We start from the raw sequence: 13,619 nt of genomic DNA on the forward strand, positions 1-13,619 counted from the left end.
GCTTGCCACCATTGTCGGATGCGCCGATCCAGCCGTCGGGTGTCCAAAAGCGGACCTTAGCTTAAGGCGGCGTTCTCACCCGTGCCGTTCGCGGCGCACTTCGCGCTGGCCGATGTCGCGGCGGCAGAAGCCGTCGGCGAAATCGATCGCGTCGACCGCTTCATAGGCATTGCGCTGCGCCTCGGTGGCGCTCGATCCGCGAGCCGTCACGTTGAGCACGCGGCCGCCGTTTGCGACCAGCTGGTCGCCCTCGCGCTTGGTGCCTGCATGGAAGACCTTGGCACCGTTCGCCTCTGCCTCGCCGAGGGTGATGCTGCCGCCCTTCTTGGGCGTGCCGGGGTAGCCCTCGGCCGCCATCACCACGGTCAGCGCGAAATCGTCCGACATCGTCGGCGCGTCGATTTCGCCGAGACGGCCCTCGGCACAGGCGAGCATCAGTTCGACGAGGTCGCTTTCCAGCCGCATCATCAGCACCTGGCATTCGGGATCGCCGAAACGGACGTTGTATTCGATCAGCTGCGGACCGTCCTTGGTCAGCATCAGCCCGGCATAGAGCACGCCCGAATAGGGCATGCCTTCCTCGCGCATGGTGCGCACGGTGGGCTCGATGATTTCGCGCATCGTCCGCTCGCGCAGCGCGTCGGTCAGGACCGGGGCGGGTGAATAGGCGCCCATGCCGCCGGTGTTGGGGCCCTCGTCGCCATCGCCCACGCGCTTGTGATCCTGCGCGCTCGCCAGCGGCACGATCGTCTCGCCGTCGGTCAGGGCGAAGAAGCTCGCTTCCTCGCCCTTGAGGAACTGCTCGATCACGACTTCGCTGCCCGCGCTGCCGAACTTGCCGTCGAACATTTCGGACAGCGCTTCCTGCGCATCCTCGCGGGTCTCGGCGATCACCACGCCCTTGCCCGCCGCGAGCCCGTCGGCCTTCAATACGAAGGGCGCATCGAACTTCTTGAGTGCGCCCCATGCCCCTTCGAGCGAGGTGCAGCGGATGAACTTGGCGGTCGGGATTTTCGCGCGCTCGCACAGCTCCTTGGTGAAGGCCTTGCTTCCCTCCAGCTGCGCGGCGGCTTTCGACGGGCCGAATGCGGCGACGCCTGCTGCGCGCAGGCTGTCGGCAAGACCTTCGACCAGCGGGACCTCGGGGCCGATCACCACCAGGCCGATTGCGTTGTCCTCGCAGAACTTGACCACCACGGCGTGATCTGAGCTATCGAGCGCGACGAGGCTGGCGCATTCCTCCATCCCGGGGTTGCCGGGGCTCGCCCACAGCTTGTCGCATTGCGGCGATTGCGCCAGTTTCCACGCCAGCGCATGTTCGCGACCGCCGCTGCCGAGCAAAAGGATATTCATGGCTGCAAATTTCCCACCGGATGACAACAATGAGGGGTTGGTAGCGAGGTCCCGCGCCGGCGACAACGCCGAGCCGCTGTCGGTGAGCGAAATCTCGCAATTGCTGAAGCGCACGGTGGAAGATCGCTTCGGCTTCGTGCGGCTGCGCGGCGAATTGTCGGGCGTGAAGCGCGCCGCCTCGGGGCATCTCTATGCCAGCCTCAAGGACGAGAAGGCGGTGATCGACGCGGTCATGTGGCGCGGCAATACGCAGCGCCTGCCGTTCCAGCCCGAGGACGGGCTCGAGGTGGTCGCGAGCGGCAAGCTGACCACCTATCCGGGGCGCTCGAAATACCAGATCGTGGTCGAGCGGATGGAGCTGGCGGGCGAGGGCGCCCTGCTCGCGCTGCTCGAAAAGACCAAGGCGCGGCTGCAGGCCGAAGGGCTGTTCGACGACAGTCGCAAGCGCCGCCTTCCCTTCCTGCCCGGGACCATCGGCGTGGTCACTTCGCCCACCGGCGCGGTGATCCGCGATATCCTCCACCGGCTGGCGGACCGTTTCCCGAGCCGCGTGATCGTCTGGCCGGTGCTGGTACAGGGGCAGGGCGCTGCAGAGCAGGTCGCGGGCGCGGTGCGCGGCTTTTCCGCTATGCCCGAGGGCCATGCCGACCGTCCCGACCTCGTGATCGTCGCGCGCGGCGGCGGCTCGATCGAGGACCTGTGGAGCTTCAACGAGGAAGTGGTCGTGCGCGCCATCGCCGAATGCTCGATCCCGACGATCAGCGCGGTGGGGCACGAGACCGACACGACGCTCGCCGACTATGCCGCCGACCGCCGCGCTCCCACGCCCACTGCCGCGGCGGAGATCGCGGTGCCGGTGCGCGCCGAGCTTGCGGCGACGCTGGCCGATTTCGGTGCACGCAAGAAGCGCGCGATCCTGCGGCCGGTGCAGCTGGGCCGCGAAAGGCTGCAGACGCGCGCCGAGCGGCTGCCCTCGCCCGAGGCGCTGCTGCAGCCGCAGGGCCAGGCGCTCGACGATTTGTCCGAACGGCTGCGCAGGGGACTGCACGACCGCGCTGCGCAGGGGCGCGAGCGGCTGGGCAATCTGCGTCTCTCGCCCGCCACGCTCAAACGGGGCCTGCGCGATGCCAAGAAGTCGCTTGCGAATGTCAGGCTGGCGCCCTCGCTGATCGAGCGCCCGCTTGCCGACCGCCGCGAAAAGCTCGCCGCCATCGCGCGCCTGGCCGAACAGCTCCATCCCGAGCGTCCGCTCGAGCGTGGCTTTGTTCGTGTCACTGCATCTGACGGCAGGACGCTGACCGACCGTGCGGAGGCAGCGAAGGAAGCTGCGCTCACGCTCAAGTTCCGCGACGGCGATCTCGAGGTCGCAACCGGCGATGCCCCGCCGCCGCGCCCTGCACCTGCCCCCCGCCGCAAGCCTGCAAAAAAGGGAACGCCGCCCGCGCAGGATGATTTGTTTGGGTAAGCGAGCCCTGCTAGGATAGGCCCATGCTGATGAACAAGAATTCCGGCCCCGCCTCGGGCGAGGCCAAGCTGCAATACGGTCCCAACGGCTTCCGCGTGCTGCGCGCGGGCCAGCATGTCTTCTGCGCGGCCAGCGGTACGCCGATCGCACTCGAGGAGCTGCGCTACTGGTCGGTCGAATACCAGGAAGCCTATGCGAGCGCCGAACTGGCGACCGAACGCCTGAAACCGTGAGCTGGCGCAGGGTCGCACCTCTCGTCCTGATCGCCGGCCTCGCGCTGGCCACGCCGCAAGCCTTTGTGGTGTCCGCCTCGGAAGCCGAACCGACCACTGCTGCTTCCCCCGAAGCACGGGTGATTGCCGAAGCTGACGATCAGGTCCACGTAGGTTCGCGTATCGCGCTTGCGACGCCTGACGAAGCAAACCTGACTGGAGAGTTAGAGCAAGGCGGCTGGATGCGCGGTGTCGCACCTGCGCATATTTCCTCGATCACCGCCAATGGCGAGCCGGTTGCATTTGATCCGCAGGACAAGAGTTTCTTCATCGGGCTGGATCGCGACGCGGGATCCGCGATAGAACTCGTCCTGACGCAAGTTGACGGCCAGACGCGCAAGCAGACGCTCAGCATCGCCCCGCGCGACTGGCAGATCGAGCGCGTGAACGTCGCCAAGGGCACAGGTGGCGGCAGCGAGGCCTGGTGGAAGAAGCGCGAGCCCGAGTGGCTGGCGATCCGCGATGCCCGCGCAAGGGAAACCGGCGCCGAGGGCTGGAGGCAGGACTTCATCTGGCCGGTCACGGGCCGCATCTCGGGCCGCTTCGGGCGCCAGCGCATCTATCGCGGCGAGCCGGGCAGCTACCATTCGGGCATCGATATCGCACCCGGTAACGGAGCCCCCTTCGTCGCGCCCGCCGATGGCACGGTGGTGCTCGCACGAACGGGTTTCAGCCTCGAGGGCGGGATCATCATCCTCGACCACGGCGCAGGGCTCAACAGCGCCTTCATCCACCTCTCGCAGCTTGCCGTGAGCGAGGGCGACAAGGTCGAACAGGGCCAGCTGCTCGGCAATGTCGGTGCGTCCGGGCGCGCGACGGGGCCGCACCTCCACTGGAGCCTCATGTGGCGCGATGCGCGGCTCGATCCGCTGCTTTTCCTTCCCCCCATGCCGTGATCGCGGTTCCGCTCAGCCTGCCGAAAGGCTAGCTCCCCCAGGCCGATGAGTGTGACGCGCAAGATCCTCGCCGGGCTGCTGGCCCTCTCGCTCGCGCCGGGCACCTGCGTGCGGAGCGAACTGCCCGAGCCCGACTACACTTCCCCTGTAAAGATCACCCGCCTCGACGTGCGGGGCCTGAAAGCAGGACCGCTGGTGCTCGAGGGTGCCTGGGAGCTTGCCAGCGAGAACGACCACTTCGGCGGCTATTCCGCGCTGGTCCAGTGGAAGCCCGGCGTATTGCTTGCCGCGAACGACGCGGGCCGACTGATGAAGCTGCCACGCCCCGACGGGCCGGCGGGAGAAATCGCGCTCGAACAGTTCCTCGCCTTCGAGCGGGTCGACAAGACGCGGGTCGATCTCGAATCGCTGACCAACGATCCGGCGACAGGCCGCGTCTGGGCGGGTCTCGAATGGTCGCAGGAGATCATCCGCTTCGATCCCGATCTCAAGCGCGAGAGGCAGTACCGGCCGCAGGCGATGAAGGACTGGGGTAGCAATTCGGGCCCCGAATCGCTCGTGCGCCTGCCCGATGGCCGCTTCATCGTGATCGAGGAGCGCAGGCGCGGCGACGGCCACCACAACGCGCTGCTGTTTCCCGGCGATCCCGTCGCCGGCCAGCTGCCGGTCCCGTTCGTTTTCGCGGGGCGAGAGGGCTACCGTCCTGCCGATGCGGCACTGCTTCCCGACGGGCGGGTCGTCGTCCTCTTGCGGGGTTTCGAGCTTGGCCTTCCGCCACGCTTTCCCGTGATGCTGGCGACGTTCGTTCCCTCGCGGATCGGGGAAGACAAGGTGCTCGCAAGCCAGTTCCTCGCGCAGATCGACGAGCCGCTTCCGAGCGAGAATTTCGAAGGCGTCACCGCGATCGCGGAGAGCGACGGGAGCTGGAGCCTGTGGCTGATCTCGGACGACAATTTCGCCAGCTACCAGCGCACATTGCTTCTCAAGCTGAGCTGGCAGCCGGACGGGCGCCGCGCACGACAAAAGGCGCGCGAGTGAACCCGCGCGCCTTTGGAATCGGCAGATAGCTGACGCCGGAGCGCCGCGGCCTTACGAGGCGGCGACGGCCTTCTTCAGCTCGCGCTTCACCTTGAGCGCGTTGGCCGAAAGCTTCTCGTCCTTGGTCTTCAGCAGCCAGTTGTCGAGACCGCCATTGTGCTCGACCGAGCGCAGGCCCTGGGTCGAAACGCGGAACTTGAAGCTGCGGTCGAGCTTTTCGCTCAGCAGCGTGACGTTCTGCAGGTTCGGCAGGAAGACCCGCTTGGTCTTGTTGTTGGCGTGGCTCACATTGTTGCCGACCTGGCGGCCCTTGCCGGTGAGTTCGCAAATGCGCGACATGATACGTCTCTCGTTCGAATGGGCGGGCGAGTTCCCTTGGCCGCAAATGCGGGTGCGGGGCTCATTATTCCCGGAAAGCGGCGCGCATAGCGGCGGGTAGCCGAATCGTCAAGCACGTTGCGCGCCTGCAAAGCCGGGGCTAGCGAGGGTGCAGATATGTCTTCCTGGACCCTCCCGCAACCGATGAAACGTGCGCTCGAACTGGCCGAGGCCAGCGCGGCTGCCGGCGAAGTGCCCGTCGGCGCGGTGATCACGCGCGGCGGGGAGGTGATTGCCGAGGCGCACAACGCCCCGCGCGAGCGTCACGACCCGACCGCGCATGCCGAAGTGCTGGCGATTCGCCGCGCAGCCGAGGCACTGGGGCAGGAACGGCTGACCGATTGCGAGCTCTGGGTGACGCTGGAGCCATGCGCCATGTGTGCGGGCGCGATCGTCCATGCGCGGATCGGCAAGCTCTATTACGGCGCGAACGACCCCAAGGGTGGCGCGGTCGAACACGGCGCGCGGGTCTTCGAGCAGGAGCAATGCCTGCACAAGCCGGAGGTCTATGCCGGGATCGGCGAGGCGAAAGCGGCCGAGTTGCTGCGCGAGTTCTTCAGGGAGCGGCGCTGACGATCCATCGACGCCGGAAACGAAACAGGCCGCAGCGAAACGCCGCGGCCTGCTACTCGGTGTTGGCTGCTAGCCTCAGTCCTGCAGCGCAGCGACGCATTCACCCTGCGTCGAGAAGCCGAAGAATTCGAGGGCTTCGAAGTCCTTGAGCTGTTTGCAGAAGGCCACCGGCCCACCGACCTGGTAGAAGCTGATGCAGCTGCCTTTCGTCGGGAGGCCCGGGCCGGTCGAGTCGTTGCCGAACGCGCTGCAGAATTCGACCACGGCCTTGTTGAATTCGCTCTGGCCCTGCGCGGCTGCGGGTGCCGAAACGGCCATTGCCGATGCCATTGCCATGGAAGTGACGCAGAAGATTACCTTTTTCATGAAACATACCTCTCGAGATGGCTTGCGGAGAAATCCGCATTTTCGACAGGCGACCTTATTGTCCGCACAACATCAGCGAATTCGTTGACCCCTGACTGATTGCGTTGCGCAGGACCAGGCACTTAGCAAAATATTCGCAGGCCCACAATTTGCTTTTGTTTTCAATGATTTTCAGTTTTAAACAGAAACCGTAAGTTGCGGGCTTGCGTTTCTCAAAGCCCGCGCCAGATCTTCGCCGGCTCACCATCCTGCGCCCCGTAGCGTTGCCGGTCGCAGGCTTCGGGCATGAAACGCTTGTCGTAGCAGAGACGGAGCTCTTCCAGCCATCCGCGGTTGTCGAGCACGACGCCCACCGCCTCGGGAAACCAGCCCGGATTGGCATCGGCGAAGCGTTTGCGGATCGTGCCGACGGTCAGGTCGTCCTCGCGGCTGATGCGCACGAAGTCCGGCCATTGCAGTCCGCCATAAAGGATGCGGGTGACCTTGAAGTAGGTCGAAGGCCGGCGTGTCATGCAGCTGCCGTGCTTCGCCCACTGGCGAGCGAGCAGCCTTGCATCGGGGCTGATGCAGAGGTTGGGACGAAGGTCGCTTTCGCTCGGCTGCCGCCCGCCGCACCATTGCGGCCAGCTGCGCTCGCTGTCCGGCCAGAGGCCGTGGACGATGAAGCCGAAGCGGCCGCTGTCACCCGAACATTGGCGCGCATGGCGCCGCTGGTCTTCGCGGAAACGGCAGAACTCGGGCGACCAGCTCAATGCCAGCGTGTAGCCGGTGACCGGCAGGCGGCGCGGCCTCTCCGTGTCGATGCGCGGGATATCGACGCTGCGGGGCAGGCTGCATTGATAGGCTTGTGCTGCCAGCGGTGTGGCGCTGGCCAGCGCCGCAAAGGCCAGGAGGCAAGCCGCGGCGCGCGTCACTGGAGGTTGACGCCCTGCCTTTCCTCGAGCGCGGGGCTGGTCGGGTCGCTCGCCAGGAACTCACGCGCATCGCGCCGGAACAGGAATGCGATCGCGATCACTTGCAGCGCGGTGAGGGTGATGGTCACCAGCCTTGCATTTTCGGTCATCGCCTCGAGCGTACCGGGCAGCATGAACAGGCCGATGGCCGTGAACAGCACCAGGATCCACTTGGCGAAATTGCTCCCCTTGCGCGCGATCAGGAACCAGAACAGCAGCGAAATGAGGAAGCTGAAAACCATGATCGCGACGACGAAGGACGAGGCCCCGCCCAATATCGCGATGCTGGGCTCGCTCTCGAGGCGCGCCAGCGACGCGTCGAAATTGACGACAGCATGCAATGCCCCGAGCGCCAGGGCGACGAGATAGATCCGTTCGAACCAGAGTATCGATGATGGCCGCATGGGCTTCCTCTTCAAATCCGGAGAGAAATTGCCCCTAAATCAGAGCGGCGTAAAGTCCAGTCCGATATCTGCCGCCGGCGCGCTCTGGGTGAGCCTGCCCACAGAGACGTAATCGACTCCGGTCGCGGCCTTGGCGCGGATCGTATCGAGGTTGATCCCGCCGCTGGCCTCGGTGGGCGCACGGCCCGCGACCAGCGAGACCGCTTCGCGCAATGTGTCGGGCTCCATATTGTCGAGCAGAAGGCGCGTTGCGCCCGCTTCGAGCGCGGGTTCGATCTGGTCGATCCGGTCGACCTCGCAGATGATGTCCTTCACGCCCGCCTCGACCGCGCGGCGCACTGCCTCGCCAACGCTGCCTGCGACGAGGACGTGATTGTCCTTGATCATCGCCGCATCCCACAGGCCCATCCGGTGGTTAGCCCCGCCGCCCATCCGCACGGCGTATTTCTCGAGGTGGCGCAGGCCCGGAATGGTCTTGCGGGTGTCGAGCAGCGTGCAATCGGGATTGTCCATCGCCGCCACGTATTCGGCGACCATCGTCGCAATGCCCGAGAGATGCTGGACGGTGTTCAATGCCGCGCGCTCGGCGGTGAGCATGGCGCGCGCATTGCCCTCCAGCCGCATCAGGTCGGTCCCGGCTGGAACGCTTGCGCCCTCTTCGACGAGGATATCGATCTGCATGTCGGGGTCGAGCGCGCGGAAGAACGCCTCGGCGACCGGCAGCCCCGCGACGTGGATCGCATCGCGCGTGTCCATGACGCCTGAAAATCGCGCGTCCTCGGGGATCACGCTCTCGCTGGTGACGTCGCGTCCGCCGCCCGGCAGCCCCTCGCCGAGATCCTCGGCCAGCGTGTCTCGAACGAAGCTTTCGATGTCGAAGCCGGGGAGGGTGAATTCGTCAGTCATCGCTTCCCCTCGCAAAGGTCTTGGCAAGGCCCTCGGCAACGCGAGCCCGGATTTCGGGCAGGCCATCCTCGATAAGCCTTACCGCTCTACCTGTGGTGAGCGAGGGATCTTCGTCCTTGCGCGGCTTTATCTTGCCGCCGATGCCGCGCATGACCTTGTAGGAGGGCTTGGCGTCCTCGCCGAAAATCCGGACGATATAGATCCAGCTGGCCGTCTGCCCGGTCAGCGCGAAACGCATGATCTTGATTTCGCGCGTGATTACTTCGACCGTGCATCCGCTTGAGCCGCCGGCCAGCGGCGGTGACGATTGGCGGAAATTCAGGACGTCGGGTATCGGTGCGGCGCGCTCGAGGGTGAAGTCATATCCTTCGAGCTCGAAATCCGCGAACAGGTTTTCGAGGATCGCGGCCTGATTGTCGGGCGCGAAGGTTTCCGCGAAAGATGCTGCATTGGGCAGGCTCGAATAGGAAAAGACAACCGAATCCGAGCTGACCGACTGCGCCACCACATAGTTGGTCGGTACGAGTCGCAGAGTGCACTCGCGCGCGTTAGCGGGCACAGCGGCAAGCATCGCCGCCATGACCGCGCCAAGGATCGAGATTTTTCGCATGCGCCCCATCACGTTTGTCAGTGTACGAAGCGCGCCACGACGTCACGGTAGGAGCGGCTTACCTTCACTTCGGCGCCGCTGTCGAGCACGAGGAAGCATTCGCCGTTGGTGTGCGGCTTGACCTGGCGGACCTGGTCGAGGTTCACGATGGTCGAGCGGTGGACGCGCTGGAAGGTACGCGGGTCGAGCCGGCGTTCGAGATCTTTCATCGTCTCGCGCAGGATCAGCGAATTGTCGCCGGTGTAGATGCACATGTAGTCGCCCGCGGCCTCGATATGCTCGATCGTGTCGACTTCGACGCGGAAGATCTGGCCGCGGTCCTTCACGTTGATGAGCTTCTCATAGCGGCCTGCGGCCTCGGCATCCTCGCCCTCGATGTCCTGCGCCGCTTCCGGCGCGACTTCGGATAGGACACCGCGCAGGCGATCGGCCTCGTCGCTGCTCTTCTTCTCGGCGAGACGCTGGCGCACGCGTTCGATCGTGTCGGCGAGCTTGTCCTCGTCGACCGGCTTCATCAGGTAGTTGACCGCATTGGCTTCGAAGGCGCGGATCGCGTGTTCCTGGAAGGCGGTGACGAAAACGAACAGCGGCGGGTCGATTTCCATCACGCCCTGCACAACGGAGAAGCCGTCGAAACCGGGCATCTGGATGTCGAGGAAGACGAGGTCGGGCTTGAGCGTCTTGATCGCGCGGATCGCCTCGCGTCCGTTCTGGCAGGTCTCGATGACCTCGACATCCTCGAAGGGTTCGAGCCTCAGCTGGAGGCCCTGGATAGCGAGCTTTTCGTCGTCGACGAGGATCGTGCGGATAGTCATCTTGCAGTACTTACCTTTTGGGGCGTTGTGGGGGATTCAACGCTTTGGGGGGTGGCCGGTTTCACCGCAGCTGTCGAACGGCCTTCGGCGGAAGGCTCCGCAGCGTCGGCGAATTCGTGCGGAATCTCGATCAGCACGGTGAATCCGCCGCTTTCGGGCGACCGGATTTCGAAGCGGTGATCGTCGCCATAGGCCTGGGCGAGACGGTCGCGGATGTTGGCAAGGCCGACACCGGTGGAATCGCGGCGCTTGTGGGTGGCCATGACCGCGGGAAGGTCCTCGGCCACGCCGCCGACATCGACGCCGGGGCCGGTGTCGGAAACCGTGATGCGCAGGCGCGGGCCGACGATCTGCGCGAGCAGCGAGATGGTCGCGCCTTCCTCCTGCGGGCTGACGCCGTATTTGATCGCGTTCTCGATCAGCGGCTGGAGCAGCATGGAAGGGATCTGAGCCTTGGAAGCGGCTTCCTCGACGCGGAACTCGGTCTGCAGCCGCTCCTCGAAGCGCATGCGCTCGATATCGAGGTAGAGCTTCAGCGTCTCGACCTCCTGCGCAACGGTGACCTTGCCGCCCGGCTGGGTGACGAGCGTGTGCCTGAGGAAGCTCGACAGCCGCGTGAGCATGGCGTTGGCCGGCTCGGACTGCTTGAGCAGCACCAGCGTGCTGATCGAATTGAGCGTGTTGAACAGGAAGTGCGGGTTGAGCTGGTAACGCAGCATGGCGAGCTGCGCACTCGTCGCCTGCGCCTCGAGCCGTTCGAGCCGGTCGGCCTGCTGTTCGACCTGCAGGAAGAAGTTGATCGCGTAATAGAGCGCGGACCATGCGCCGAGCAGCGTCAGGTCGAAGAAGTAGATGCCGATGAAGATGCGCACGAAGCCGGTTTCGGCGGTCGAGCGCGTCAGGCCGAGCACCCAGCTGTCGATGAAGGCATAGGCGCCCACCGCCACGCCCAGCACCAGCGCGGTCCCGCCCCAGGTCACGAGCGGGCGCTGCCTGATCAGGTAGCCGTAGACGACCGAGAGGATCAGGCTGATCGAGAAGCCGGTGATCGTGGCGATCAGGATGACGAAGAAGAACTCGAGCGGCTGGCCGTTGGCGAATGCCGACATGGCGCGCAGCAGCGCGGTTCCGCCCCAGCCTGCCAGCTGGAGGTTCCAGAACGCCTGGTTCTTGTTCGCGAAGAACGGCGTCGGACTGAGGGGCAACACGGCCATTGGCTCCGATCCCTAGCGCAATTGCAGGCTCGAGCGCCAGCGGCTACTATGTGGGGTGTTGGAGGAGAGTCTCAATGAACAAGCCGGAAAACCTTGCCCACTCGCTCGCCGAACGCGCGAAGTTCCGTGAAATGAAGGAAGGCACCAAGGAGGACTGGGCGATCATCGGCGCGGAATACCGCGAATTCGCGAAGGACCTCCCCGACCGCGTGCTCGAACACCTGAAGCTGCTCGACGGCGATTTCGGCGGCTTCCCCGTCGACCGTCTCGAACATTCGCTCCAGACCGCGACGCGCGCCCACCGTGACGGGCGCGGCGAGCAATATGTGGTGATGGCGCTGCTCCACGACATCGGCGACACGCTGGGCAGCTACAACCACCCCGAGGTCGCCGCGGCGATCATCAAGCCCTTCGTGACCGAGGAAATCCACTGGATCTGCCAGAACCACGGCGCCTTCCAGGGCTATTACTACTTCCACCACCTCGGCATGGACCGCGACCTGCGCGAGAAATTCCGCGACAGCCCGCATTTCGATGCCTGTGCGGAATTCTGCGAAAAGTACGACCAGGCCGCCTTCGATCCCGATTACGAGAGCGAAAGCCTCGAGTTCTTCGAGCCGATGGTGCGCCGGGTGATGGAGAAGCCGCTCGCCTCGATGTACAAGACCGCGGTCGAGGATTGAGCCGCTAGCGCGCTTCGCGGCGCGCCAGCTCGTCCGTAAGTTCCTGCCGGAAATGGCTGCGCCAGTCGGCCTCGCCGCGGCTCCAGCCATGCTGCGCGATCTTCGCCCGTAGCGTGACGATCTCGCCCTCGATAAACTCGACGCGCTCGTCCCAGCCGTCATGCGTGCGCTTGCGCAGCAGCCCGCCGCCATGTTTCGGACCCCACGCCTGCATCCAGCGCACCGCGCCGCGCGGGTCATAGCCGGCATTCCAGAGGAGCCAGGGCATGATCCGGTCGGCATCGCGTTCGGACAGGCGGGTCAGCGTGCGCTTGCGGCCGGTTTCCTCGAAGGTGACGAGGTGGCCGAGGATATTGTGCGCCAGCTCGTGGGCGACCGAGGCGGCAAAGGCGTCGTCGTCCTCATAGGCGAAGGGCGGCCACTTGCGGCCCATTGCCACGCGCTTGCCGTCGGCCCACGCCACATCGGAGGAATCGAGCACTTCGAAACGCGATGCGCAGGCTGGTGCCGTGGGTATCGACAGGCGGATAAGGTCGCTGCCGGGGCGCGCGACAAGGAGGTCGAGCGTCCCGTCTCCTCCCTCGCTGGCGATGGCGCCGAGCAGCGTCACCCCGCGCTGCCAGCCCTCCTTCGTCGGAGGCCAGGTCGTCTCGACCATGCGCCCGCCGATCGCGAGGATGGTATCGTCCACCCGCAGTCCGGCAGCTTCGGCCGGAGAGCCCGGCACGACCGCCTGCACCCCGATATCGCCGCGCAGTCCGAGGTGGGTGCGCACTGCCTTGGCCTCGCCGTAAGAGGCGGCATCGTGGATCGCGAAGCCGCTCGCCGGAACGGTATCCTCGCAGAAAGGCGCATTGCCGAGCGCGAGCCGGTATCCGGCGGTGTAGAGCCTGCCCTCGAGGCGCTGGAATTCGCGCAAGGGATCTTCTTCGGCCGCTGCCGGTGACAGCGGCACGAAGGCCAGCGCTGCGATCAGGAGGGCGAAAGGCCTTATCAAGACGCCTCGTTGTTCACCGCTGCATTGAGCTCGGCAAAGCCGACCGCGCCTTCGAAGGCGGCATTGCCGGCAATCCAGCTCGGCGTGCCGGTGAAGCCCAGCTGGCGGGCGTAGGCTTCGTTGCGTGCCAGCTCGGCGGTAGCAGCATCGGAGGATCCGAAGGCCTGTGCGGCCTCCATGTCCATCCCCGCGCTACGGGCGGCGGCGGCAATGCTTTCGGCCGTGGGCGGGCCGCTGGCGAACATGGCGTGATAGAATGCGTCGAACTTGCCCTGGTTCGCAGCGGCAAGTGCCATGCGCGATGCGGCCTCGCTGCCCTGGAAGATCGGCCATTCGCGGATCACCACGCGCAGCTCGGGGTCTTCGGCGATCAGGCGGTCGACGTCGGCGACGCTCGCGCGGCAGTATCCGCATGCGTAATCGGTGAATTTGACCAGCGTGCGCGAACCATTCGGGTTACCCAAAATGGCCCCGGGGAAGGGCTCTCGCACCTCGTCACCCACCGAAGCGAGCCGGTTCTCGGCCTCCTGCGCCTGGTAGGCGCGCGCCATTTCCGGAAGGATTTCAGGGTTTTCGATCAGGTAATCGCGGGTCATCGAATTACCGACACCGGTGAGCGACCAGATTGCCGCACCGGCAAATCCGCCGAGCACCGCGATGACCACGGTCAGGAGGTGTTTCATCTGCTTGCCCCTC

The 13,619-nt window shown here is 65.5% G+C and carries 17 protein-coding genes; 6 read left to right on the top strand and 11 right to left on the bottom strand.

Annotated elements, in window-relative coordinates:
- Positions 1-75: 75 nt before the first annotated feature.
- The gene (purD, locus tag K3163_RS00850) at positions 76-1,353 is read right to left on the bottom strand and encodes a phosphoribosylamine--glycine ligase (RefSeq protein WP_221550945.1); all 1,278 of its coding nucleotides are present in this window, start codon (positions 1,351-1,353) and stop codon (positions 76-78) included.
- Between purD and xseA the strand changes: the two genes are divergently transcribed.
- From xseA to K3163_RS00870, 4 genes are read left to right on the top strand one after another with little or no spacing between them, the layout of a single operon-like run.
- The gene (gene xseA / locus K3163_RS00855; protein WP_221550947.1) at positions 1,352-2,818 is read left to right on the top strand and encodes an exodeoxyribonuclease VII large subunit; all 1,467 of its coding nucleotides are present in this window, start codon (positions 1,352-1,354) and stop codon (positions 2,816-2,818) included. The two genes, purD and xseA, sit on opposite strands and share 2 nt — an antisense overlap.
- A gap of 23 nt (positions 2,819-2,841) precedes the next feature.
- Positions 2,842-3,051, top strand: a complete 210-nt coding sequence (locus K3163_RS00860; protein ID WP_221427241.1) for a DUF2093 domain-containing protein — start codon at positions 2,842-2,844, stop codon at positions 3,049-3,051.
- Positions 3,048-3,986 carry a M23 family metallopeptidase gene (locus K3163_RS00865; protein ID WP_345719685.1) on the top strand — a complete coding sequence of 313 codons (939 nt, stop codon included), beginning with the start codon at positions 3,048-3,050 and terminating at the stop codon, positions 3,984-3,986. Before K3163_RS00860 ends, K3163_RS00865 begins: the two co-directional genes overlap by 4 nt.
- A 45-nt stretch (positions 3,987-4,031) precedes the next feature.
- The gene (locus tag K3163_RS00870; protein ID WP_221550949.1) at positions 4,032-5,024 is read left to right on the top strand and encodes an esterase-like activity of phytase family protein; all 993 of its coding nucleotides are present in this window, start codon (positions 4,032-4,034) and stop codon (positions 5,022-5,024) included.
- Between the two features lie 51 nt (positions 5,025-5,075).
- Here the strand turns inward: K3163_RS00870 and rpmB are convergent, their stop codons facing one another.
- Positions 5,076-5,363 (bottom strand): 50S ribosomal protein L28, encoded by a 288-nt coding sequence (rpmB, locus tag K3163_RS00875; protein WP_221427239.1) that lies wholly within the window; start codon positions 5,361-5,363, stop codon positions 5,076-5,078.
- Between the two features lie 156 nt (positions 5,364-5,519).
- Between rpmB and K3163_RS00880 the strand changes: the two genes are divergently transcribed.
- Complete coding sequence (locus tag K3163_RS00880; protein ID WP_221427238.1) at positions 5,520-5,975, top strand: nucleoside deaminase; 456 nt, start codon at positions 5,520-5,522, stop codon at positions 5,973-5,975.
- A 75-nt stretch (positions 5,976-6,050) separates the two neighbouring features.
- On the opposite strand, the gene K3163_RS00885 is transcribed toward K3163_RS00880, so the two are convergent.
- From K3163_RS00885 to K3163_RS00915, 7 genes are all read right to left on the bottom strand, one after another.
- Complete coding sequence (locus K3163_RS00885) at positions 6,051-6,341, bottom strand: hypothetical protein (RefSeq protein WP_221550960.1); 291 nt, start codon at positions 6,339-6,341, stop codon at positions 6,051-6,053.
- A gap of 212 nt (positions 6,342-6,553) precedes the next feature.
- Positions 6,554-7,255: a ribonuclease T2 family protein gene (locus K3163_RS00890; RefSeq protein WP_221550962.1), complete on the bottom strand. Its 702-nt coding sequence runs from the start codon at positions 7,253-7,255 to the stop codon at positions 6,554-6,556.
- On the bottom strand, positions 7,252-7,698 hold the full coding sequence (locus K3163_RS00895; protein WP_221550971.1) for a hypothetical protein: 447 nt from the start codon (positions 7,696-7,698) through the stop codon (positions 7,252-7,254). Before K3163_RS00895 ends, K3163_RS00890 begins: the two co-directional genes overlap by 4 nt.
- A gap of 39 nt (positions 7,699-7,737) precedes the next feature.
- Complete coding sequence (gene nadC / locus K3163_RS00900; RefSeq protein ID WP_221550972.1) at positions 7,738-8,604, bottom strand: carboxylating nicotinate-nucleotide diphosphorylase; 867 nt, start codon at positions 8,602-8,604, stop codon at positions 7,738-7,740.
- On the bottom strand, positions 8,597-9,214 hold the full coding sequence (locus K3163_RS00905; RefSeq protein ID WP_221550974.1) for a hypothetical protein: 618 nt from the start codon (positions 9,212-9,214) through the stop codon (positions 8,597-8,599). Before K3163_RS00905 ends, nadC begins: the two co-directional genes overlap by 8 nt.
- 17 nt (positions 9,215-9,231) lie before the next feature.
- Complete coding sequence (locus K3163_RS00910; RefSeq protein WP_221427233.1) at positions 9,232-10,029, bottom strand: LytR/AlgR family response regulator transcription factor; 798 nt, start codon at positions 10,027-10,029, stop codon at positions 9,232-9,234.
- Positions 10,026-11,243, bottom strand: a complete 1,218-nt coding sequence (locus K3163_RS00915; RefSeq protein WP_221427232.1) for a sensor histidine kinase — start codon at positions 11,241-11,243, stop codon at positions 10,026-10,028. The genes K3163_RS00910 and K3163_RS00915 overlap by 4 nt, the downstream gene beginning before the upstream one ends.
- 74 nt (positions 11,244-11,317) lie before the next feature.
- Here K3163_RS00915 and K3163_RS00920 point away from each other — a divergent pair, with 74 nt between their 5' ends.
- Positions 11,318-11,926 (top strand): HD domain-containing protein, encoded by a 609-nt coding sequence (locus tag K3163_RS00920; RefSeq protein WP_221427231.1) that lies wholly within the window; start codon positions 11,318-11,320, stop codon positions 11,924-11,926.
- A gap of 4 nt (positions 11,927-11,930) precedes the next feature.
- Here K3163_RS00920 and K3163_RS00925 read toward each other — a convergent pair whose 3' ends face one another.
- Complete coding sequence (locus K3163_RS00925) at positions 11,931-12,923, bottom strand: PDZ domain-containing protein (protein ID WP_221550976.1); 993 nt, start codon at positions 12,921-12,923, stop codon at positions 11,931-11,933.
- Positions 12,920-13,606, bottom strand: coding sequence for a DsbA family protein (locus tag K3163_RS00930; protein WP_221550978.1), 687 nt, complete (start codon positions 13,604-13,606; stop codon positions 12,920-12,922). Before K3163_RS00930 ends, K3163_RS00925 begins: the two co-directional genes overlap by 4 nt.
- Between the last annotated feature and the right edge of the window lie 13 nt (positions 13,607-13,619).

The organism is Qipengyuania xiapuensis, assembly GCF_019711395.1.
Taxonomy (GTDB): Bacteria; Pseudomonadota; Alphaproteobacteria; order Sphingomonadales; family Sphingomonadaceae; genus Qipengyuania; species Qipengyuania xiapuensis.